The 20,125-nt window shown below is 56.3% G+C and carries 20 protein-coding genes and 1 pseudogene; 7 read left to right on the top strand and 14 right to left on the bottom strand.

The features are described from left to right. Both AB8B76_RS08340 and trpC read left to right on the top strand, forming a co-directional pair. Window positions 1–204, top strand: a pseudogene (locus AB8B76_RS08340) (hypothetical protein); the annotation flags it as partial. Next, window positions 201–1,004 carry an indole-3-glycerol phosphate synthase TrpC gene (gene trpC / locus AB8B76_RS08335; protein ID WP_405271611.1) on the top strand — a complete coding sequence of 268 codons (804 nt, stop codon included), beginning with the start codon at window positions 201–203 and terminating at the stop codon, window positions 1,002–1,004. The pseudogene AB8B76_RS08340 and the gene trpC, both read left to right, overlap by 4 nt. A 77-nt stretch (window positions 1,005–1,081) precedes the next feature. On the opposite strand, the gene crp is transcribed toward trpC, so the two are convergent. Beyond that, complete coding sequence (crp, locus tag AB8B76_RS08330) at window positions 1,082–1,726, bottom strand: cAMP-activated global transcriptional regulator CRP (RefSeq protein WP_405271609.1); 645 nt, start codon at window positions 1,724–1,726, stop codon at window positions 1,082–1,084. Between the two features lie 129 nt (window positions 1,727–1,855). Here crp and AB8B76_RS08325 point away from each other — a divergent pair, with 129 nt between their 5' ends. Further along, the gene (locus AB8B76_RS08325; protein WP_405271607.1) at window positions 1,856–2,284 is read left to right on the top strand and encodes an OsmC family protein; all 429 of its coding nucleotides are present in this window, start codon (window positions 1,856–1,858) and stop codon (window positions 2,282–2,284) included. A 60-nt stretch (window positions 2,285–2,344) separates the two neighbouring features. Here AB8B76_RS08325 and coq7 read toward each other — a convergent pair whose 3' ends face one another. From coq7 to AB8B76_RS08275, 10 genes are all read right to left on the bottom strand, one after another. Next, window positions 2,345–2,986 (bottom strand): 2-polyprenyl-3-methyl-6-methoxy-1,4-benzoquinone monooxygenase, encoded by a 642-nt coding sequence (gene coq7 / locus AB8B76_RS08320; RefSeq protein ID WP_405271605.1) that lies wholly within the window; start codon window positions 2,984–2,986, stop codon window positions 2,345–2,347. A 15-nt stretch (window positions 2,987–3,001) separates the two neighbouring features. Continuing rightward, a complete protein-coding gene (gene purD, locus AB8B76_RS08315) occupies window positions 3,002–4,303 on the bottom strand; it encodes a phosphoribosylamine--glycine ligase (protein ID WP_405271603.1) in 1,302 nt (433 codons plus the stop codon). Between the two features lie 53 nt (window positions 4,304–4,356). Beyond that, window positions 4,357–5,940 carry a bifunctional phosphoribosylaminoimidazolecarboxamide formyltransferase/IMP cyclohydrolase gene (purH, locus tag AB8B76_RS08310; RefSeq protein WP_405271601.1) on the bottom strand — a complete coding sequence of 528 codons (1,584 nt, stop codon included), beginning with the start codon at window positions 5,938–5,940 and terminating at the stop codon, window positions 4,357–4,359. Further along, complete coding sequence (gene fis / locus AB8B76_RS08305; protein WP_405271598.1) at window positions 5,937–6,308, bottom strand: DNA-binding transcriptional regulator Fis; 372 nt, start codon at window positions 6,306–6,308, stop codon at window positions 5,937–5,939. The genes purH and fis overlap by 4 nt, the downstream gene beginning before the upstream one ends. Beyond that, window positions 6,305–7,288: a tRNA dihydrouridine synthase DusB gene (gene dusB / locus AB8B76_RS08300; RefSeq protein WP_405271597.1), complete on the bottom strand. Its 984-nt coding sequence runs from the start codon at window positions 7,286–7,288 to the stop codon at window positions 6,305–6,307. The genes fis and dusB overlap by 4 nt, the downstream gene beginning before the upstream one ends. A gap of 116 nt (window positions 7,289–7,404) precedes the next feature. Next, window positions 7,405–8,289 (bottom strand): 50S ribosomal protein L11 methyltransferase, encoded by an 885-nt coding sequence (gene prmA / locus AB8B76_RS08295; RefSeq protein ID WP_405271596.1) that lies wholly within the window; start codon window positions 8,287–8,289, stop codon window positions 7,405–7,407. Between the two features lie 4 nt (window positions 8,290–8,293). Beyond that, on the bottom strand, window positions 8,294–9,637 hold the full coding sequence (gene accC, locus AB8B76_RS08290) for an acetyl-CoA carboxylase biotin carboxylase subunit (RefSeq protein ID WP_405271594.1): 1,344 nt from the start codon (window positions 9,635–9,637) through the stop codon (window positions 8,294–8,296). 19 nt (window positions 9,638–9,656) lie between these two features. Beyond that, window positions 9,657–10,139: an acetyl-CoA carboxylase biotin carboxyl carrier protein gene (gene accB / locus AB8B76_RS08285; RefSeq protein WP_405271593.1), complete on the bottom strand. Its 483-nt coding sequence runs from the start codon at window positions 10,137–10,139 to the stop codon at window positions 9,657–9,659. A 3-nt stretch (window positions 10,140–10,142) separates the two neighbouring features. Then, complete coding sequence (aroQ, locus tag AB8B76_RS08280) at window positions 10,143–10,607, bottom strand: type II 3-dehydroquinate dehydratase (RefSeq protein ID WP_405271592.1); 465 nt, start codon at window positions 10,605–10,607, stop codon at window positions 10,143–10,145. 121 nt (window positions 10,608–10,728) lie between these two features. Further along, window positions 10,729–12,597 carry a protein-disulfide reductase DsbD family protein gene (locus AB8B76_RS08275; protein WP_405271591.1) on the bottom strand — a complete coding sequence of 623 codons (1,869 nt, stop codon included), beginning with the start codon at window positions 12,595–12,597 and terminating at the stop codon, window positions 10,729–10,731. Window positions 12,598–12,757: 160 nt separating this feature from the next. Here AB8B76_RS08275 and AB8B76_RS08270 point away from each other — a divergent pair, with 160 nt between their 5' ends. Both AB8B76_RS08270 and AB8B76_RS08265 read left to right on the top strand, forming a co-directional pair. Next, window positions 12,758–13,210: a copper chaperone PCu(A)C gene (locus tag AB8B76_RS08270; RefSeq protein ID WP_405271590.1), complete on the top strand. Its 453-nt coding sequence runs from the start codon at window positions 12,758–12,760 to the stop codon at window positions 13,208–13,210. A 60-nt stretch (window positions 13,211–13,270) separates the two neighbouring features. Beyond that, window positions 13,271–14,359, top strand: coding sequence for a DUF2333 family protein (locus AB8B76_RS08265; protein ID WP_405271589.1), 1,089 nt, complete (start codon window positions 13,271–13,273; stop codon window positions 14,357–14,359). 12 nt (window positions 14,360–14,371) lie between these two features. Here AB8B76_RS08265 and AB8B76_RS08260 read toward each other — a convergent pair whose 3' ends face one another. After that, window positions 14,372–14,716, bottom strand: a complete 345-nt coding sequence (locus AB8B76_RS08260) for a pentapeptide repeat-containing protein (protein ID WP_405271587.1) — start codon at window positions 14,714–14,716, stop codon at window positions 14,372–14,374. Window positions 14,717–14,790: 74 nt separating this feature from the next. Next, a complete protein-coding gene (locus AB8B76_RS08255) occupies window positions 14,791–15,792 on the bottom strand; it encodes an adenosine kinase (protein ID WP_405271586.1) in 1,002 nt (333 codons plus the stop codon). A gap of 125 nt (window positions 15,793–15,917) precedes the next feature. On the opposite strand from AB8B76_RS08255, the gene mrcB reads away from it, so the two are divergent. Both mrcB and AB8B76_RS08245 read left to right on the top strand, forming a co-directional pair. After that, window positions 15,918–18,167, top strand: coding sequence for a penicillin-binding protein 1B (gene mrcB, locus AB8B76_RS08250; protein ID WP_405271584.1), 2,250 nt, complete (start codon window positions 15,918–15,920; stop codon window positions 18,165–18,167). Between the two features lie 4 nt (window positions 18,168–18,171). Then, entirely contained in the window at window positions 18,172–18,594 is a 423-nt protein-coding gene (locus tag AB8B76_RS08245; protein WP_405271583.1) for a tetratricopeptide repeat protein, read from the top strand. 43 nt (window positions 18,595–18,637) lie between these two features. Here AB8B76_RS08245 and AB8B76_RS08240 read toward each other — a convergent pair whose 3' ends face one another. Continuing rightward, window positions 18,638–20,125 (bottom strand): ATP-binding cassette domain-containing protein, encoded by a 1,488-nt coding sequence (locus tag AB8B76_RS08240; protein ID WP_405271582.1) that lies wholly within the window; start codon window positions 20,123–20,125, stop codon window positions 18,638–18,640.

Below are 20,125 nucleotides of genomic sequence, written 5' to 3'. Positions count from 1 at the left end.
GATAGCGATACGACGGATCCCGAAAAAGCGCGGCAGATTATTGCGATGAACGCCGGAGCGACGATTTATGTTTCAGGCGTAGCCTCATCTCTGGCCGACGGCGTCGCCCTGGCTGAGGACCTTTTATCCACAGGGCAGGCTTTCGAGAAGCTCAAGGCCTTTGTCGACTTGACGCAGATTATGCGTGAGGAAAAGAACGCATGACTTCCTCGATCCCAGACGTTCTGCAAAAGATCCTTGCCCGTAAAGCAGAGGAGATCGCGGAGCGAAAGACCAATGCCACGCTTTCCGACATCGAAGCGCTGCTTGCCGTGCAGAGTCCAGCGCGAGGCTTTACCGCTGCTATGCAGCAGCGCGCCCAGAGCGCAGCCCCCGCGGTAATCGCTGAGGTTAAAAAGGCGTCACCCAGTAAAGGGGTTATACGACCGATTTTTGAGCCGGAGTTGATTGCGACTCAGTATGAAAACGGTGGCGCAACGTGTTTGTCGGTACTTACCGATGTGGATTTTTTCCAGGGCAGTGATGCCTACCTGAAAGCGGCTCGTGCTGCTTGTGATCTACCGGTACTACGCAAAGACTTCACGATAGATGCCTACCAAATAGCGGAAGCGCGAAGCCTTGGGGCTGATGCAATCCTACTTATTGTTGCGGCGCTGGAAGCAACACAGCTCCATGACCTGGCTGCGACGGCGGCGCACTACGGTTTAGATGTTCTAGTGGAGGTTCATGATCGCGCTGAGCTCGAGACAGCTCTCGAGCTGGATACACCGCTTCTAGGCATCAACAATCGCGACCTGCGTAATTTTGAGACGAGTTTGGATACAACCCTCGAACTCCTGGCGGACATCCCAGGCGATAAGCTGGTTGTGACGGAGAGTGCTATCCATACGCGAGCAGACGTTATGAAGATGCGCGCGGCCGGCGTGCCGGGATTTTTGGTGGGTGAGGCCTTTATGCGTGCGGAAGACCCAGGGAAAGCACTGCAGGAGTTGTTTGCAGATTAGAGCTTTGGTTTGCGGACTTGCCGCCCACTGCGCCCCTGTTGCGAGGGCGCCCTGAGATAACCTAAGCGCCTTGGAAGTCAGTGACTGGCGTAGACCACGATGGTCTTTCCGGCGACCGACACCAGACCTTCTTGCTCAAGAGTTTTCAAAACGCGTCCCGCCATCTCTCTTGAGCAGCCAGCAATCTTTCCCAGCTCCTGTCGAGTGATTTTAATCTGCATCCCCTCAGGATGAGTCATGGCATCTGGCTGCTTGGATAGATCTATAAGCGTGTGAGCAATACGTCCAGACACATCGACAAAAGCCAGGTTCTTCAATTTGAAGGTGGTCTTTCGCAGCCGATTAGACATCTGTGATGCGATACCAAACAGGATGTCGGGGAACTGGGTTTTGATTTTGATAAATCGCTCGTAGGAAATCTCGGCGATTTTACTGGCTTCCCTGGTGATGACTTCCGCGCTGCTGGTTTCGTCATCTTCTCCGAATAAACCCATCTCGCCAAAGAAGTCACCGAGATTCAAATAGCTGACGACCATCTTGTGATCTTCGTCTTGCTCGTCTTCGACCATGACCGAGACCGATCCATCGAGGATCAGATAAAGCTTATCGCTTTGCTCGCCCTCGCGAAGAATCGTTTTGCCCTTTGCGTACTCCCGAGTCTCACAAAATCGCAGAAAATCTTCTACGTTGGGGATGGCTTGCAACAGTTGTGGACGAAGCATGGACGTGCCCTTCAGAATTCGGTGCGACGAGTGTACCTCGGGACGCGCGCAAGGAAAATCCCGCAATTCCCCGCTTTGGATTGCCTGTGCTACATTCGCGACCCGTTTTTTAAGCTAGGAGTAACCGTCGTGCAAACTACGGTCAAATGGATGGATGGGGCGATGTTTGTTGGAGAGTCGGGTTCCGGCCACTCTGTCGTCATGGATGGCCCCGAAGACCTTGGGGGTCGAAATCTTGGGCCGCGTCCTATGGAAATGCTCTTACTGGGTACCGGCGGGTGCGCCATGTACGACGTGATGAGTATGCTAAACAAATCTCGTCAGCCAGTGCAGGATTGTAGAGTGGAAATTCAGGCGGAGCGGGCCGATGCAGTCCCCGCGGTGTTCACCAGTTTAAACATGCACTTTGTTGTGAGCGGCGCTGGCTTGAAAGATAGTCACGTGAAGCGAGCTGTGGAGCTATCTGCCGAAAAGTACTGCTCAGCGTCAATTATGTTGGGGGCGGCGGGCGTTGAAATCACCCACAGCTATGAAGTGGTCGACAGCAACGCCGCCTGATTCAAAGTTACTGCAGCGCAGAGCCTGCGCCTAAACGTATTTGAGCGTAGTTAAGCGTGGTTAAACGTAGTAGCTGCTGCGTGTCATTACCTGAGATAAGGCGGTCATGGCGTTCTTCACTGGTCGGGGAAAGTCCTGACCACCGGCTGCCAGTGCGTTTTCTCCATGGCGCTCTTCGTCCTCCAGCATTTGCTGGAGTATTAAGCGAGACCTGCGATCATCTTCTGGTAGTTGCCGTAAGTGGTCTTTGAGATGAGCGCAGACGCGCTCTTCCGTGGCTGCGACAAACCCAAGGCTCACAGCGTCTCCTACAGCCCCGGCGAGTGCGCCAATGGCAAAGGACAAGCCATACCATGCGGGGTTGAGAACGCTGGGACGGCTATTGAGTTGGCGTAGCCGCTCTTCGCACCACACAAGGTGGTCGACTTCCTCGGCGGCCGCTTCGCGCATCTCATCGCGCACCGTTGGCAGCTTTGCGGTCAGCGCCTGGCCCTGATAGAGCGCCTGCGCACACACCTCTCCGGTGTGATTCACTCGCATGAGCGCTGCCACGTGTTTCTGGCTGGCTTCGTCGAGATCTGATTCACTGTGGCCGCGGGCAGGCGAAGGTCGCCCCGCGGTGTTGCCACGGTTGCTGAGAGTGCGCATCACCGTATCAGCTTCGCTGATGAGCTTGTCCAGAGGTGTCAGGCGTCGGGTCACAGTTTGCTTGCCAATTTATGCATCGCTCTCATGATAGCGCTCGATGGCGCGCCAACCAATATCCCGACGAAGGGTCATCCCTTCCCAGCTGATAGTTTCTGCAGCGTGATAACACCTGTCCCGAGCGTCTGCGATGTTTTCGCCAAGCGCGGTAACGCATAAAACCCGGCCACCGCTGGTGCGTATCTCGCCGGATGCCTCATCCAGAGTCGTACCAGCATGAAACACTTTACAGTCCAACTCTTGTTCGATGTTGAGTCCGGAGATTGGGAGGCCTTTTGCATAACTACCCGGGTAGCCTCCTGCAGCCAGCACTACGCCCATGGAGGGGCGGATATCCCAGCGAGCTTCTTCCTGGTCCAGCGTTCCATCGATAGCTGCATCACAGAGGCTGTCCAGGTCGCTGCGCAGGCGTAGCATGATGGGTTGCGTTTCCGGATCGCCAAAGCGGCAGTTGAATTCAATGACCTTTGGCGCCCCGTCTTCTGTGATCATCAACCCGGCGTACAAGAACCCCACGTAGCGATTTCCTTCAGCCGCCATACCTCGCACCGTCGGCATAATGACCTCGTCCATCACCCGTTTATGAACGACTTCGCTCACAACGGGGGCTGGAGAGTAGGCGCCCATGCCCCCGGTGTTAAGCCCGGTATCACCTTCGCCGATGCGCTTGTGGTCCTGACTACTCGCCATGGGTAAGACCGTTTCGCCATCACTAATGACGATAAAGCTGGCTTCTTCGCCCGCCAAAAACTCTTCGATCACCACGCGACAGCCAGCATCACCAAAAGCGTTACCGGAAAGCATGTCGGTGACCGCCTCCTCAGCCTGTTCCAAGGTTTCGGCCACGATGACACCCTTTCCTGCAGCCAGGCCATCTGCCTTTACTACGATGGGAGCGCCTTGGGCTCGAAGATAGTCAAGGGCAGGCTCAAGTTCCGTGAAAGTGGCGTAAGCCGCGGTGGGTATCTGGTGTCGCGCTAAAAAGTCTTTGCTGAAGGCCTTTGAGCCCTCCAGCTGCGCAGCGCCGGCGCTAGGTCCAAAACAGCGTAGGCCCTGCTCTTCAAAATAATCCACAACGCCTGCAACCAAAGGAACCTCAGGGCCAACAACGGTGAGTTCGACATGCTGTTCTTTGGCGAACTGGCTCAGCGCGGAAAAATCTGCGAGGTCAATGCTGACGTTCTTGGCTTTGGGCTCAACAGCGGTGCCGGCATTGCCCGGTACAACAAAAACCTGATCGATGTTCGAGGATTGTGCCAGCTTCCAGGCCAGAGCGTGTTCTCGGCCTCCGCTACCCAAAACCATGACGTTCATTGCGCGTGTACCCTCGTTAGGTGCATGTTTATCTGCGGCGTTAAATACTGCGATTAATGGCGGAAGTGTCTGACACCCGTGAACACCATGGCCATGTCATGCTCGTCGGCGGCCGCAATGACCTCTTCGTCACGCATGGAGCCGCCGGGCTGTATGACAGCGCTGATGCCTGCCGCAGCGGCGTTATCGATACCATCTCGAAAAGGAAAGAACGCATCCGAAGCCATGACAGACCCGGGTACCTTGAGCCCAGCGTGTTCCGCCTTGATAACGGCAATGCGTGCGGAGTTTACGCGGCTCATTTGGCCGGCTCCCACCCCAACGGTTTGCTCGTCACTGGCGTAAACGATGGCATTGGACTTCACGTACTTAGCGACCTTCCACGCGAATAATAAGTCCCGCGCTTGGTCTTCCGTGGGCAGTCGCTTGCTCACGACCCTGAGGTCATCAGGGTTGATAACCACCTCATCGCGATCTTGTACTAACAGACCGCCAGCTACCCGCTTGTAGTCCATGCCAGCAAAGGTATCCAGCAGCGAGCCGGTGGTGAGTACGCGGACGTTCTTTTTGTCGGCTAGAACTTTGCCGGCGGCGTCGCTGATGGACGGCGCGATGATGACCTCGACGAACTGGCGCTCGATGATCAGTGCAGCGGTGGTTCGATCAACTTCGCGATTAAAGGCGATGATCCCACCGAAGGCTGACTCGGGGTCAGTGGCGTAGGCTCGCTCATAGGCGCTCAGGGTGTCCTCACCTGTCGCTACGCCACAGGGGTTGGCGTGTTTAACGATGACACAGGCGGGCTCCGCAAATTGTCGCACGCAATCCAGCGCAGCATCGGTGTCAGCGATATTGTTGTAGGACAGTGCTTTACCCTGAATCTGTGTCGCCGTAGCAAGGGACGGCCCTGTGATATTTCGCTCTCGGTAAAAAGCCGCGCCCTGATGGGGGTTCTCGCCGTAGCGCAGGTCCTGGACTTTGTGAAACTGCAGATTTAGCGTTCTGCCGTGGGTCTCGGTTTCTTCCTCAAGGCGCGCCCCGAGATAGTTGGCGATGGCTCCATCGTAGGCTGCGGTGTGCTCAAAGGCCCTGACCGCGAGATCACGACGCAGGGACGCCGGCACGCAGCCACCGTTGTCGCGCATGGCAGCGAGGACCCGGGAATAATCTTCGGCGCGAGTGACACAGCTGACCCAGGCGTGGTTCTTTGCTGCGGCGCGGAGCATGCCGGGCCCCCCGATATCTATATTCTCAATCGCGTTTTCAAGAGTGCAGTCAGGGTCCGCAACTGTGGCTTCAAAGGGATAGAGGTTAACGATAACCATATCGATAGCGTCTATGCCGTGCTCGGCCATTGCGGCGTCGTCCTCGCCTCGGCGACCCAGAATCCCGCCGTGTATTTTGGGATGAAGGGTCTTAACGCGCCCGTCCATCATTTCAGGAAAGCCCGTGTGCTCCGCGACCTCGGTCACCGTAAGACCCGCTTCGCTGAGCATACGATAGGTGCCGCCGGTGGAGAGCAAAGCGACGTCCATACCGGCAAGGGCGCTCGCGAATTCCACGATGCCTGTTTTGTCCGAGACGCTTATTAGAGCCCGGCGTACCGGGTAATTGTTGCTGTTGCTTGCAGAGCTCACAGTGCGGGTCCTCGATTATCGATGGCGTATTGTTTGAGTTTCTTGCGAAGTGTTCCCCGGTTAAGCCCCAGCATTGTCGAAGCGCGGCTTTGATTCTGTCGGGTGTATTCCATGACGGCCTTGAGCAGGGGCGCCTCTACTTCAGACAACACCAGGTTGTAGAAGTCAGAGCTCATTTCGCCGTCCATCTCATCGAGGTAGCGACGTACAAAGAGGTCTACAGCTTCCCTGAGAGAAGCTACTGTCGCAGCCTCGCTGGTCTGGGTGAGCTCGAATAGGGCACCTTTTATTGCGGCGTTCTTTTCCACGGTACGTTCTACGGTGGTTTCTTCTACTGTGCTTTCAGCCAGAGCTTCGGCCTTACTCATGCAGCGAGATCCTGTCGGTCTAAATGGTTAAAGAGTGTGTCGAGGAAGCGCAGCTGGTCAGCGGCGTCATCGAGTCGGTTGAAGATGCGTTTTTCGTCGTAATACGCCGGGTGTCCGTCGAGGTACCAGCCGATATGTTTACGCGCAATGCGAGACCCAGCGAACTCTCCGTAGAACCCGTGCAGCTCGCGAAGATGCTCACGCATAACAGAATATTGAGTACTTAAATCGGGAGGCGGAGCGGGGCGTCCGTCGATGGCGTTGGCGATCATACCTGGTAGCCAAGGCGCCCCCTGAGCCGCGCGGCCCACCATGACACCGCTAGCGCCAGTGTGTGTGAGGACGGCTTGGGCGTCCGTTGCGCTGCAGATATCACCGTTTGCCAGCACTGGAATATCGACACTTTCGACAATCAGAGCCGTCGTATCATGCTCTACTTCTCCTTGAAAAGCGCAAGCGCGGGTGCGTCCGTGCACTGCCAATAGCGCAATTCCAGCATCCTCTGCGATACGGGCAATAGTGGGGCCGTTTCTATGTTCGGGATCTGCGCCGGTACGAATTTTGAGTGTTACAGGAACATCGACGGCTTCAACCACCGCGGTGAGAATCTCTTTTACCAGTGGCTCATCGGCGAGGAGTGCAGATCCCGCCGCCTTTCGGCAGACTTTCTTTGCCGGGCAGCCCATGTTGATGTCGATGATCTGTGCTCCGCAGCTCACGTTATAGCGGGCAGCTTCTGCCATGATTAAGGGGTCGTTGCCCACGATCTGCACTGAGCGTGGATTGATCTCAAGATCATGGCTACGACGCTGTTGGCTTTTTCTGGATTCCCGCAGGCGTGGATCGCTGTGGACCATTTCGCCCACGAGTAGTCCGGCTCCAAAGCGCGCGCACAACCTTCTAAAGGGAAGATCAGTAACCCCCGCCATGGGCGCAAGAGCCACAGCATTGACGGTTTGATAGGGGCCGATAGTGAGCATGGAAGCGTTTAGTGCGAGTCCGTTTTGGGGCTGCTTCGAAGGACGCGCAATCTTACGTGAGCGGGGCGCAGCAAAAAAGGCTTTAGGGGTAAAAACTGCTCATTTTTTAACCAAAGCTAGGCGAGCACGCCGCCAAGACACACCCACTCTGCCTGTTGGTGCAAAACGGACAATTGAAGTCGGGGCGCGTAGTGCTTGATGAGCGCATCGGCCTGGGTGTCCAGCAGTCCTGCCAACACCAGTTGTCCTCCCGGAGCCAGAAAATCACAGAGTTCGTCAGATAAAGCCGCTAAAGGCCCCGCCAGAATGTTCGCTAACACCAGGTCGGTGGAAGCTTGCCATTCATCGGACGCAAAGTTGCCCGGAAGGGCGATTTCAAGCTGGTCAGCATGGACGCCGTTGCGATTAGCATTGTCGGCGGTAGCAACGAGAGCCTGGGGATCGTTATCCACGGCGAGTAACTCTACTGCGCCCAAACGCAGGGCTGCGATACCCAAAATCCCGGATCCACAACCAAAATCCACCACCCGCTTGTCTTTAAGAGACATGCTGTCCAATGCGGTGAGGCACATTGCCGTGGTGGGGTGGGTGCCGGTACCAAAGGCCAGACCGGGATCGAGGAGCAGATTGATCGCGTTCGGCTCTGGAGGCTCCTTCCAGCTCGGACAAATCCACACCCTTTCTCCAAAGCGCATAGGTTCGTAGTGCTGCATCCATTCCCGTTCCCAATCCTTGTCTTCAAGGATTTCCACCCGGGCGGTAGATGCCACGTCGAGGTCAGAAAGCGTTGCAAGAACCGCATCCATATCGGCGTCGGCCATGAAGAGACCAGTAATCCGTATAGCCTGCCAAAGGGGGGTCGCACCCACGGCTGGCTCTAGAAGAGGCTCGTCTTCTCGGTCTTCAAGGGTGACAGACAGGGCGCCGGCGGCGAGGAGGGCTTCCTCCAGCGCCGCTGCATTTGCTTTGCCGCAGTCCATCCGCAGCTGCAGCCAACTCATGGTTTTACCCGTCTTCGAGCTTACTTTCGAGGTAGTGGATGCTGACGCCGCCGGCCATAAAGGATGCATCGCGGACCAGTTCCCGATGGAGCTGGGTATTCGTGCTGATGCCTTCGATGACGAGCTCATCCAATGCCTGACGCATACGTGCCATAGCCTGATCACGGTCTTCGCCGTAGCTGATCACTTTTGCAATGAGCGAATCGTAAAATGGCGGCACGGTGTAGCCATCATAGATATGTGAGTCGACGCGAACTCCCGGCCCGCCGGGTGCGTGGAAGGTTGTAATACGTCCTGGCGAAGGCATAAAAGTCTGGGGATCTTCAGCGTTGATACGACACTCAAGTGCATGTCCCGTGAACGTTATCTGATCCTGTGAAACCGATAAGGGAAGGTCGCCAGCTATGCGTAGCTGCTCCCGAACAATATCTACCCCCGTGATTAGTTCGCTGACGGGGTGCTCTACCTGAACTCGCGTGTTCATTTCGATGAAATAGAAACCACCGTCTTCGTAAAGAAACTCAAAGGTGCCAGCGCCGCGATAGCCAATTTCGTTACAGGCCTTTACACAGGCGGCGGCACATTCCTCCCGAGCTACGGGATCAATCTCCGGTGCCGGGGCTTCTTCAATGACTTTTTGATGACGACGTTGCAGGGAGCAATCGCGGTCGCCGAGGTGGATGGTGTTTCCTTTACCGTCCGAAATAACCTGTATCTCTACGTGTCGGGGGCGCTGGAGATACTTCTCCATGTACACGACATCAGAGCCAAAAGCGGCTGCGGCTTCGCTCTTTGTAATTTGTACGGAGTTAACCAGCGCGGCCTCGTTGTGCACGACGCGCATACCCCGACCACCACCGCCTGCCGCGGCTTTGATGATCACCGGATAACCTACCTGTCGCCCGATCTCGATCATTTCGTCAGGGTCGTCCGGTAAAGGGCCGTCGGAGCCAGGAACAGTTGGTACATCGGCAGCCTTCATGGCATCTTTCGCCGAGACCTTGTCACCCATGAGTCGAATCGTTTCTGATCGCGGACCAATGAAAATGAATCCTGATTGCTCCACCTGTTCGGCAAAATCAGCATTCTCGGCAAGGAATCCGTAACCCGGGTGAATTGCGTCGGCATTGCTGACTTCTGCCGCAGAGATAATGGCCGGGGCGTGAAGGTAACTTTGCGCCGCTCCAGCAGGGCCGATGCAGATCGCCTCGTCAGCGAGACGGACGTGCATAAGGTCGGCGTCGGCTTTTGAATAGACGGCGACCGTTTTTATCCCCATGGCCTTACAGGCGCGCAGGATCCGCAGCGCAATTTCGCCGCGGTTAGCGATAAGCACTTTTTCCAGCATATTGTCGGTACCCGCCTGGTTAAACGATGGAGAACAGTGGCTGGTCAAACTCCACCGGTTCGCCGCTATTGGCCAGCACCGCTTCAATGGTGCCGGAAACTTCGGCCTCGATCTGATTCATCATCTTCATGGCTTCAACAATACAAAGCACATCACCTGCTTGAACCGTCTTCCCGACTTCTACAAAGGATGGAGATGAGGGAGATGGCGAGCGATAGAAAGTACCGACCATCGGTGATTTTACGACCGTGCCGTTAGTAGCGGGGGTGCTGTTGCTCGCCTCTGCAGGCGCAGCAGCAGGAGCGGCGGCAGGTTGCGGCGCAACAGGTGCCGCAGCGGCAACAGGGGCGGGAGGCGGGTAGCTATAGTTCGGCGCTGGAGCAGGGGCACCGCTAATGCCGCGACTGATGCGCACGGATTCTTCGCCTTCCTTTATTTCGATTTCGCCAATGCCGGATTCTTCCAGCAGTTCGATCAGCTTCTTAACCTTACGAATATCCATGAGTCAGTCTCTGGCAGATTGGGGGGGAGTTGTATTGAGGTGTTGCAAAGCGAATTGGAGGGCTGCGTCGTAACCCAGCGCCCCCAGGCCGCAGATCACGCCTTTGGCGAGATCAGAAAAATAGGAATTGTGCCGAAATGGCTCGCGAGCATGCACGTTAGAGAGGTGCACTTCGACAAACGGCAACTGTGTAGCGGCAAGAGCGTCCCGCAAAGCAACGCTGGTGTGCGTAAAAGCCGCGGGATTAATAATCACGAACTCTGTGCCCTCGCCGCGCGCCGTTTGAACCGCGTTGATCAACTCAACTTCAGCATTGCTTTGGAAGCAGGCTATGGAGCACGAGGCATCGTCGGCAAGCGCGTGCAGCCGTTCATTGATGCTCTGCAGGGTGGCGACCCCATAAACAGCGGGTTCGCGTTCACCCAGCATATTCAGGTTTGGGCCGTGAAGGACTAAAACTCGGGCCATGGGGCGCTCAGAAGGTGTAATTTGGGCGGAGTGTTGCCTAAATCAGTGCGTTTGTCCAGAAAACAGACGCTTTTGTCGACGTTGCATGCCTATTTGCCGAAATTAGCAGCCTAATTGTATCTCAGGGGGAGTCAGTCGACGCCACGGCCATGCTGCTCACGCTGTTCAGTGCGTTTAGAACGGTCTGCGTTCGCAGCAGCTGAGGTAAAACTTGTGGTGCGTTTGCCCCGTTATAGAGCACATACAGAGGGATGCCACTGCGGTCATGGCTGGCGACGAACTCAGCGATAACCGGGTCGTAGTCGGTCCAGTCGGCGATCATGTAGGTCACCCCCGTATCGCGAAACGCCTGCTGTACGGTAGACGTCAGCAGTACCGCACGTTCATTGGCAAGGCAGGTAATACACCAATCTGCGGTGACATCGACAAACACAGGTTGGCCGTCGTCAATGAGCTCGCGCAAGGCTGCAGGGCTGAAGGCCACGGTGCCTTCGGGTAGTGCTGAGCTCTCGTTGAGATGTGCGGGTCGCCAACCTGCAAAAACAATGGCGAGAGCAACACAGGCGATGGCGACGCCTTTCGCAAACAGGGCGCCACGCCATAGCCAGAGTCCCAGGGCAATAAGCAGAGCGCCCAGAAGTGTTGCGGCCATGACGTCAACGCTGGTCTGCCGCCCCACGACCCAGAACAACCACAATGCCGTCGCATAAAGAGGAAACGCCAGGGCCTGCTTTAAGCGCTCCATCCACGGGCCTGGTTTGGGCATCAAGCGTCGGGCCGTGTCACTGTAGGACAGAAGCAACATCGGTGCTGCCATGCCCGCCCCCAAGGCCGCAAAGACGCTGAGGCCTTGAAGGGGGGGTTGCACCAGAGCGTAGCCTAGAGCAGTTCCCATAAACGGTGCGGTGCAGGGGCTCGCCACCACGACGGCAAGGACACCGGTAAAGAAGCTGCCGGTCGCTCCTCCGCGCCCCGCCAGATCGCTACCAAGATTCATGAAGCGGCTGCCCATTTCTATGAGGCCGCTCAGAGCCAGCCCCATGACGACGAACAGATAGGCGAGGGCTATGACAAAACCTGGCGACTGTAGTTGAAAGCCCCAGCCGATGGCCTGTCCAGCCCCACGCAAGCCAAGCAGAATGCCTGCCACCAGCAAAAAGCTCAGCACGACGCCGGCGCTGTAGAGCCATCCGTGATGTTTACGCTGCTCCGCGGGAGCCGATGCAAACCCCAATACTTTGAGCGAAAGAATAGGTAGCACACAGGGCATCAGGTTCAGGATGATGCCGCCCGTAAAGGCCAGCAGCATCATGAACAAAAGACCTTGGCTTCCAGCTGGCATGCTTGCCCCTGGTAAGCTCGCTGCCGAAGCGCTCGCCGCTGTTCTTGATGCTGCGGCGCTAACTTCCTGTACTTCGCCGTTATCAGCGATGGTGAAATACTGTGTGCGTGGCGGATAGCAAAGGCCTGCGTCGGCGCAGCCTTGAGAAGTGACGCGAAGCTGTCCACCGGCCAGGGGACTAGTAGAGCTCAGCTCCATATCCACACTGTCGTAGTACACCTTCACAAGCCCAAAAAATTCGTCTTCACGCTCGATTGCCAGAGGGAAGTCAGGGTTTATCTCTGTGGATACGCCGTCGGTCGTGATTTCGAAGCTAAAGGCATGCTGATACAGGTAGTAGCCAGGAGGCATTTGCCATACCAGGCGCAATGATTCGCTACTGGTGGTTTCTACCGCGAGCGGGTAGGCCTCTTCCACAGGCAAAAACTCTGGTTGCGCGAACTGAGAATCGAGTGAGTTGCCAGAGCCCGATTCAAGAGAGGATCCCAAAGTGCCGCTTTGCGCATTGTCCAAAAGCGTATTTGACTGTGCGAATGCGGCGCTTGTTGGCAGGGTGGTAAGGAAGCTCGTTGCAATAAACACGATCGTCGCCAGCTGCTGCCGCCAGGACGATGTCGCCGTACTTTGTGTGGTGAAAACCTGAAACATGAACGAACCCTTGTCGCTTGTGGTCTATTGTACCGTGCTCGCGAGCTGTGGACGCAGCGACTATTTATTCTGCGCCGTATCGCATGTTGTTAAACTATGCGTTTCTTGTGGTGACGCCGAGTAACGGTGAGTGTTTACTCCCTAGAGGACGGTTTGGTTCATGATTGATGTCAGAGTTCCGCTGATTGTGTTTATTTCCGCTTTTAGCGCCAGTATTGCGGCAGAAACGCTACAACTATCCAACGCTTGGGTCCGCGCAATGCCGCCGGGACAGAAGATGACCGCTGCATACTTTCAGGTGCGTAACCCCTCTGCATCTGCGATAACGATTAAGGGCGTAAGCTCTAGCGCAGGAATGGCAAGTTTGCATGAGACCCGCCTTGAGGGCGGACGCTCGACAATGCAGCCAGTCAATACGCTGACTATTGAAGCCGAAGGTGTTATCGAGCTAGAACCCGGTGGTTTACACATTATGTTGATGGGACTGCAAAGCACTCCCGCTGAGGGCGATACTGTGCCTGTCTGCTTGCAGACGAATGAGGGTGAGAGCTGCACGGATGCGCAGGTACGTCGTGCTGCGCCTGAGGCCAAAAGTAAACATGATCATCATTAAGCTGATGATTGGCAGCAGTATCAAAGAACTAGAGCTACGCTAACAAACTGAGCAATTGCGATGACTGAAGATACCCCGGCAAGCTCCGACACCCCCAAGCTGAGCATAGGTAGACGCCTGCGGAACTTTGCCGACGACTACCTTCCGCAAGGGCGGTGGTTATCTATTCTCACTGCGGGGTTTATTGTCTACGCAGTGGTGGTTCTTGTTTTGGGTATGTACTGGAGCATCACTCCGGCGACGTTTGACGTGGTGGAGCGGGCTCGTGGTTACAGTAGCAGTGCCAGCGCGGTAGAGAGTGCTGCGCCACCCGTGACGGGCACTGTAACTACTTCAGCGCTACTCGGCGTGGTGGACACCATGCTCTCAAAACCCGGCGGCTATTTGCGGAATGACCGTTTTCCTCCCGGCGTCTACCTGGACAATATCCCCAACTGGGAATACGGCGTGCTCATTCAGTCCCGTGATCTGGTCCGGGCAATGCGCGAGTTTTTTTCCCGCTCGCAGTCGCAGTCGAAAGAAGATGCTGATCTCTCCCTTGCAGAGCCGTTGCTGAATTTTCAGTCAGACAGCTGGCTCTTGCCGGCTTCAGAAAATGAGTACCGTAAGGCTATGCGATCGACAGCGTCCTATCTTCAGCGTTTGATGGATCCTAATGCGCAGGACGCCCAATTCTACGCTCGAGCGGACAACCTAAGAGAATGGCTGGCGATGGTTAACACGCGCTTGGGCAGTTTGTCGCAGCGACTGTCTGCGAGCGTCTCGGAGCGTCGCGTCAACACAGATCTGGCAGGGGATGGAAATGCCAGCCAGTCCACAGCGGCCCCCAGTGAGCTGGAAGTACGTACGCCGTGGAATGAGATCGATGACGTTTTTTATGAGTCGCGTGGCGCGGCTTGGGCTCTGATTCATTTTCTGAAGGCAGTGGAAGTCGACTTTGCCGACATTCTCGAGGACAAGAATGCTCAGGTTAGCTTGCGGCAGATCGTCAGGGAGCTAGAGGGTACTCAGGGCGTTGTCTGGAGCCCCATGATTCTAAACGGCTCGGGCTTCGGCCCCCTTGCCAATCACTCTCTGGTCATGGCGTCTTACATCAGCCGAGCGAATGCCGCGATTATTGATCTTCGAGACTTACTCTCTCGCGGATGAGACCCTGCCACGCTAGTCTTTGCGGTAGCGAAGACGGGTTCCCGTATCGAGGGAAAGTCTGATCTCTTCTGCGCTGAGTTCTTCGGGGAAGTAAACGCCCGATAGCTTTGCGTCCAAAAAGCTGGCGCCCTGAAGATTCGTTGATCGGAAGTCGATGCCCGATAAGTCGGCGTTGCGAAAGTAGGAGTTACTGAAATCCAGATCCTTCGCATTCATGTTGCGAAGATCCCTGCCACGATAGTCGCCATTACGCAGATTGCTGCAATCCAGAGAATCGCGCTGCTCGTTGAATGCCTTGACGTCTTCCTGCCGCAATAGCTGATAAAGCGGGTCGGTTTTTATATGCGGCTTGTCCATGATGACTGTGCTTCCTGGTCGTGTTCCTGTGATCGCAGCGGGGATTTCTCGGACTGGATATGGGTAGTCCGAGCTTAACGCCTGCCGAAAAAGCTGTCCCGTAGTGTCCCATACTGTTCCGGCGCAAGGCGAGGGCCCCATTGCGATACCACGGTTCCTGCGGCAAAGCCTGCAAATCGGCCCGCGGTGGGGTAGTCCTCTCCCTCGGTAAGTGCAAACAGAAAAGCACCCGCGAACATGTCCCCGGCACCGTTGCTGTCTACCGCGTCCACTGAGTGTACGGGTATCTCGTGTAGCTCCTCTCCGTCATAGCAAACTGCGCCCTCACCACCACGGGTGATCACAAAGCGCTTGGCGGTGTCTTTCATCGCTTCCACAGCGTCGGCAAGATCGGACATGCCGGTCCAGCTTTTGGCCTCGGCTTCGTTTGCAAAGGCGAGGTCGACGCCTGGACCAACCATCTTGCGAAACTGCTCCGGAAAGAACTCGACCATGCCGGGGTCTGAAAAACTCAGCGCAACGGGCACGCCTGCATCCTGGGCGATCTCCCGCGCTCGAATTGCCGCGGCAAGACCTGTCTCGGAGCTCACCTGATAGCCTTCAAGGTATACATAATCAGAGTTTGCGATAGCTTCGGAATTCAGCTGCTCGATGCTTAGACCCTCAGAGGCCCCAAGGAAAGTATTCATGCTGCGCTCCGCATCCGGAGTCACGAGCACCAGGCATTTGCCCGTGGGGTCATCCGTTCGTGCGGGTGGCGGAAAGCTCACGCCGGCATCTTCCAGGTCCGACAGATAGATCCGCCCGTCGGCGTCGTCAGCGACACGACAGGTCATAAAGCACTCGCCGCCAAATAGCGCCGTCGCAATAACGGTGTTGCCCGCACTACCTCCGCTGGCGTGTCGGGCTTCGACCAGGTGTCCATCAAGTGCCCGAAGGAGCTCTCCGCGACGGTTACTGTCAACGAGCGTCATGAGTCCCTTTTCTACGCCTAGCTCGGCGAGGAAGGGGTCGTCTACGCGTATCTCGGTGTCCACGAGTGCTGCGCCGAGTCCGTAAACCTTGAACTGCTTCATGTTGTTACCTGTGTTTTTTTTAATGCGCGGCATTATGCGCATGTTGTCCAGTGATGTGTAGGGGAACACCTAAAAGTGACGCTATCTGTAGCTGCTGACCCTGCCGCGAAGTACACTTCGCGCCCATGCAGAGCTTCCTTTCATTTTTGCGCAAACTCCTTCTGGTTTTTGTCTGTGCGCTTATTGCCGGACTCTTTTATCTCAATGCGTTGATAACCGGCACTTTCGAAAGTAAGCGCTACGCTTTACCCGCGCAGGTCTATGCCCGCCCCATGGAGTTGTTTGTCGGTGCCCGGTTACCCCGGTCCGCAGTGGTGGGAGAGTTAGATCGTCTGGGATATCGTCGGGTCTCAAGAGTGCGTGACCGCGGCCAGTACGAGGTGTTTGGTGACCGTTTACGCGTGCACAGCCGCGGCTTCCCCTTTCCTGACGGACGGGAGCCGGCGCGCATGGCGACCTTGGAGTTCGCGGCCGCAAGCCTGAACGGTCTGAGCAGTGCCGGAGCCGAGCTGGATATCCTGCGACTTGAGCCTGTTCAAATGGGTGGCATTTATCCCGCTCATGGCGAGGACCGCCTACTCCTTCGTCTCGACGAGGTCCCGGACACACTCCAGGGAGGCCTCCTCGCGATTGAGGACCGCAATTTTTACTCTCACTTCGGGTTTTCACCCACGGGTATTGCCAGGGCAGCTTTGGGTAATGTGCGTTCGGGCCGTGTGGTCGCCGGCGGCAGCACTATCACGCAGCAGTTGGTAAAAAACTACTACCTCAGCTCCGAACGGACCGTCCGCAGAAAAGTGATAGAACTTTTTATGGCGATGCTTATCGAGGTTCATTATGAAAAATCAGAAATCCTCGAGAGTTATTTAAACGAAGTTTATCTCGGGCAGGATGGCCCTCGCGCTATTCACGGCTTTGCACTAGCAGCGATGCACTACTTCGATACGCCTTTGGAGGAGTTGGGTTTACACCAGCAGGCGTTGCTTATTGGCATGATCCGCGGCCCCAGTTTCTACAATCCCAGCCGCAACCCACAGCGGGCACGGGAACGGCGAGATCTGGTGCTCCAGGTGATGGCGGAGCAGGGGGTCATCAATGAAGAGCAAGCGGTCGTTGCTCAGGCGATGCCACTGGCCGTGGGTGGCTCCCGTCGTTTAGATACTTACCCCGCTTATCTGGATCTGGTTCGACGCCATCTCAAAGAGCAGTACCGTAAGGAAGACTATGCAACGGCAGGGCTGAGAATATTCACGCCCTTCGACCCCCGTCTTCAGGATCAGCTGGAGCGCAGTACCACCAGCATCATGGGTAAGCTAAATCCCGCGGGAGATCTGCAGACTGCAAGTGTTGTGACGCGAACGGTCAATGGCGAAGTCGTGGCGATCGTGGGTGGGCGAAAACCCCGCGCAGCCGGCTTTAATCGCGCGCTGGACGCCAGACGTCCGGCGGGATCGTTATTGAAGCCGGCGGTGTATCTTGCCGCCTTGGAGCAGTCTGAGTCTTACAATCTCGCGACTCCCCTGGATGACTCCGCGCTGCGGGTTGCCGGTCCTAATGGCGATGTTTGGGCGCCGCGGAATTTCGATCGTGAGTCTCACGGAAAGGTCTTGCTGCATCGCGCCCTTGCCAAATCCTACAATCAGGCAACCGCGCGCTTAGGGATGGATATTGGTTTGCCCGTGGTAGTCGATATGCTCGAGCGGTTGGGCTTGCGCCAGGACGTACCGAAAGTGCCATCCCTGGTCCTTGGGGCGGGCGAATATTCTCCATTGATGATGGCCAGGGTTTACCAGACCATCGCCGTTGACGGCACCCGCACACCGCTTCGGAGCATCCTGTCGATCGTTAACCGAAAGGGAGAAATCCTTCGCAACAATATTACCGAGTACGAGCGTGCGGTAGATCCCCGTGCTATTCATCTTTTGCACTATGCCCTGCGGGAAGTGGTGCGGGAGGGGACAGGCAGAGGCGTGTATCGGAGTCTGGCCGACGATTTTCACGTCGCCGGAAAAACGGGCACCACCAATGATGGCAGAGACTCTTGGTTTGCGGGTTTCTCCGGCGACTTGTTGGCGGTGACCTGGATTGGCCGCGACAATAATGACGCCACGGGGCTCACGGGATCTAGCGGTGCCCTTCGAATTTGGGCGGATTTTATGGCTGAGGCGGCCAGTCGTCCCTTGAGTTACAGAATGCCCGGGGGCGTCGAGCTTCACCGCGTGGATGACGTAACCGGTGAGTTGACCGGAGAAGGCTGTAGTAATGCGCGACTGTTACCCTTCATAGTGGGATCACAGCCGACCGCAAGTACCGGCTGCACACCAAAGTCCGACGGTATCCGGGGCTGGTTTGAAAAACTCTTTGGAGGAGACTGAGTAAATGGGGCGTCTACACAGTGCTTTACGATGTCTGGTACTCGGTTTTGGGGTGCTGTTCCTTGTAGCCTGCGCCTCGGGTCCAGCGCCCATATCCCCAGAAACACCAGAGGCCAGCGAGCGTTCCTCTAACGTGCCCACACCTGCAGTGCCGTCGACCAAACCCGAGACACCGGTCGTCAGCCCCGTCGATAGTTTGTTGCTACAAGCGAGAATGCTGAGGCAGGAAGGAGATCTGCCCGCCAGCTTTGCCCGTCTTGAGCGCGCTCTTCGCATTGCACCCCAGCGTGCTGAGGTTTATCTGGAGTTGGCGCTTAGTCATGTCGCGGCCGGAAGCCCCGAACGCGCTTCGGCGAGCGCTGAGCGCGGTCTGCTGTATTGCAATGGATCAACGTGCCGGGAACTCCGGCGGTTTATTGATTCCTAGGCGAGTGCTGTGGCCTGTGCATTGATCACAGGTGTTTGTCCAACTAAAGCCGATCGCTCACAGCTACTGTCGAGCCCTCCTCGCTGGGATCAAAGTTTAAAACCTGATTGATGCATCGAGGGAGCTCGCCGACGGTATGACTGACGAACAGTAGTTGGCAATGTCCCTGATCGATCACATGATCTACTGCCTCCAGCAGTAATCTGCGGTGTATGGGGTCTAGGCTCAATGTTGCCTCGTCCAGAAGCAGGATGTCTGGTGCTTTCACCATCGCGCGGGCGAGAAGCACCAGGCGTTGGAGACCAAAGCTAAGGGTATGGAACTCTGATTCCCGCTGTGCCGACAGCCCCAGAGAAGCGAGCCATTGACGGGTAGTGGCGCGCTGCAGATCGCTCGGGCGATCTCGCAGTCCAACACTGTCGAAGAAGCCCGACAGCACTACTGTCTCAACGGTGCTGCCATTAGGTACCGCAAACTGCATGCGGGCATCGACCCGACCAAAGCGAGCCTTGATTTCCCAGATACTCTCTCCGCTGCCTCGGCGTTGACCAAACAGTGAAACGTTTTGACCATAGGCTTTGTGATTGTCCCCCGTGAGCAAATCAAGGAGCGTGCTTTTTCCGCAACCGTTGGGCCCAACGATCACACTGTGGTGTCGAGACTCCATGCGCCAGTTGAGGTTGCGAAAAACGCAAAGATCGCCAAAAGACACCGATACGTCTTGAAGTTCGATGGTGGGATCGGAGCCCGGTAAGGAGCCTGATTTTACCTTCCCCGGCAGAGTTCCAAACTTGATGGGGGGGGCTTCAAGTATGCGGCGCCCTTCCGGGCTTTGAAGAACCTCGTCGGGTGAGCCCGTCGCAATGACACGTCCTCGGTCGAGGATCATCAGCTTGTTACAGGCGCTGGGTATTTCTTCCACACTCCGGCAAAGCGTCAGCACTGCTGGACTCTGCGCCATGATGCCGTTGAGCGCTTCCCGTAATCGTTCTTGCGCCGCCACATCTAAACCGTCCAAAGGGCTATCAAGAATCAGCAATGCTGGTTTTGAAAACAGGGCGCTTGCCAGCAAGGCTTTGCGCATTTGCCCTGTGCTGATGTATCGCAGACCACGATCGAGTATGTTCTCGATACCGAGGAGCACGATCAGCGCATCGCGATCCCCATCTGACCAGCCGTCGGTTTCGAGTAAGTCCCTAACGCGAGTTCCAATATCCTTAGCGTCGCTTTCAAACTCCGCGCAGTCCAGCTTTTGATCTCTTTCACAAAGACGACGACCTCGCTCGAAGCACACATAGGCTGTACCACCCTCGCTCAAGCTATCGCTGCGCTCGAAACTTCCCGCAAAGCGCGTTTGTTCACCGCAAATGATCGTCGCCAGCGCCGTTTTTCCCGCTCCATTGGCACCCAGGATCGCCCAGTGCTCTCCTTCCCTCCATTGCCAGTTGATCCCCTGTAAGGCGGGTTTCGCTCGATAGCTGAGAGCGAGCTGGTCGATGGAGAACAAAAGACGTCTCTCGAGCTGGGACAC

The organism is Congregibacter sp. (assembly GCF_045107095.1).
Classification (GTDB): domain Bacteria; phylum Pseudomonadota; class Gammaproteobacteria; order Pseudomonadales; family Halieaceae; genus Congregibacter.
Note: the sequence above shows the minus strand (reverse complement) of the source record. Positions and strands in the feature narration are given on the sequence as shown.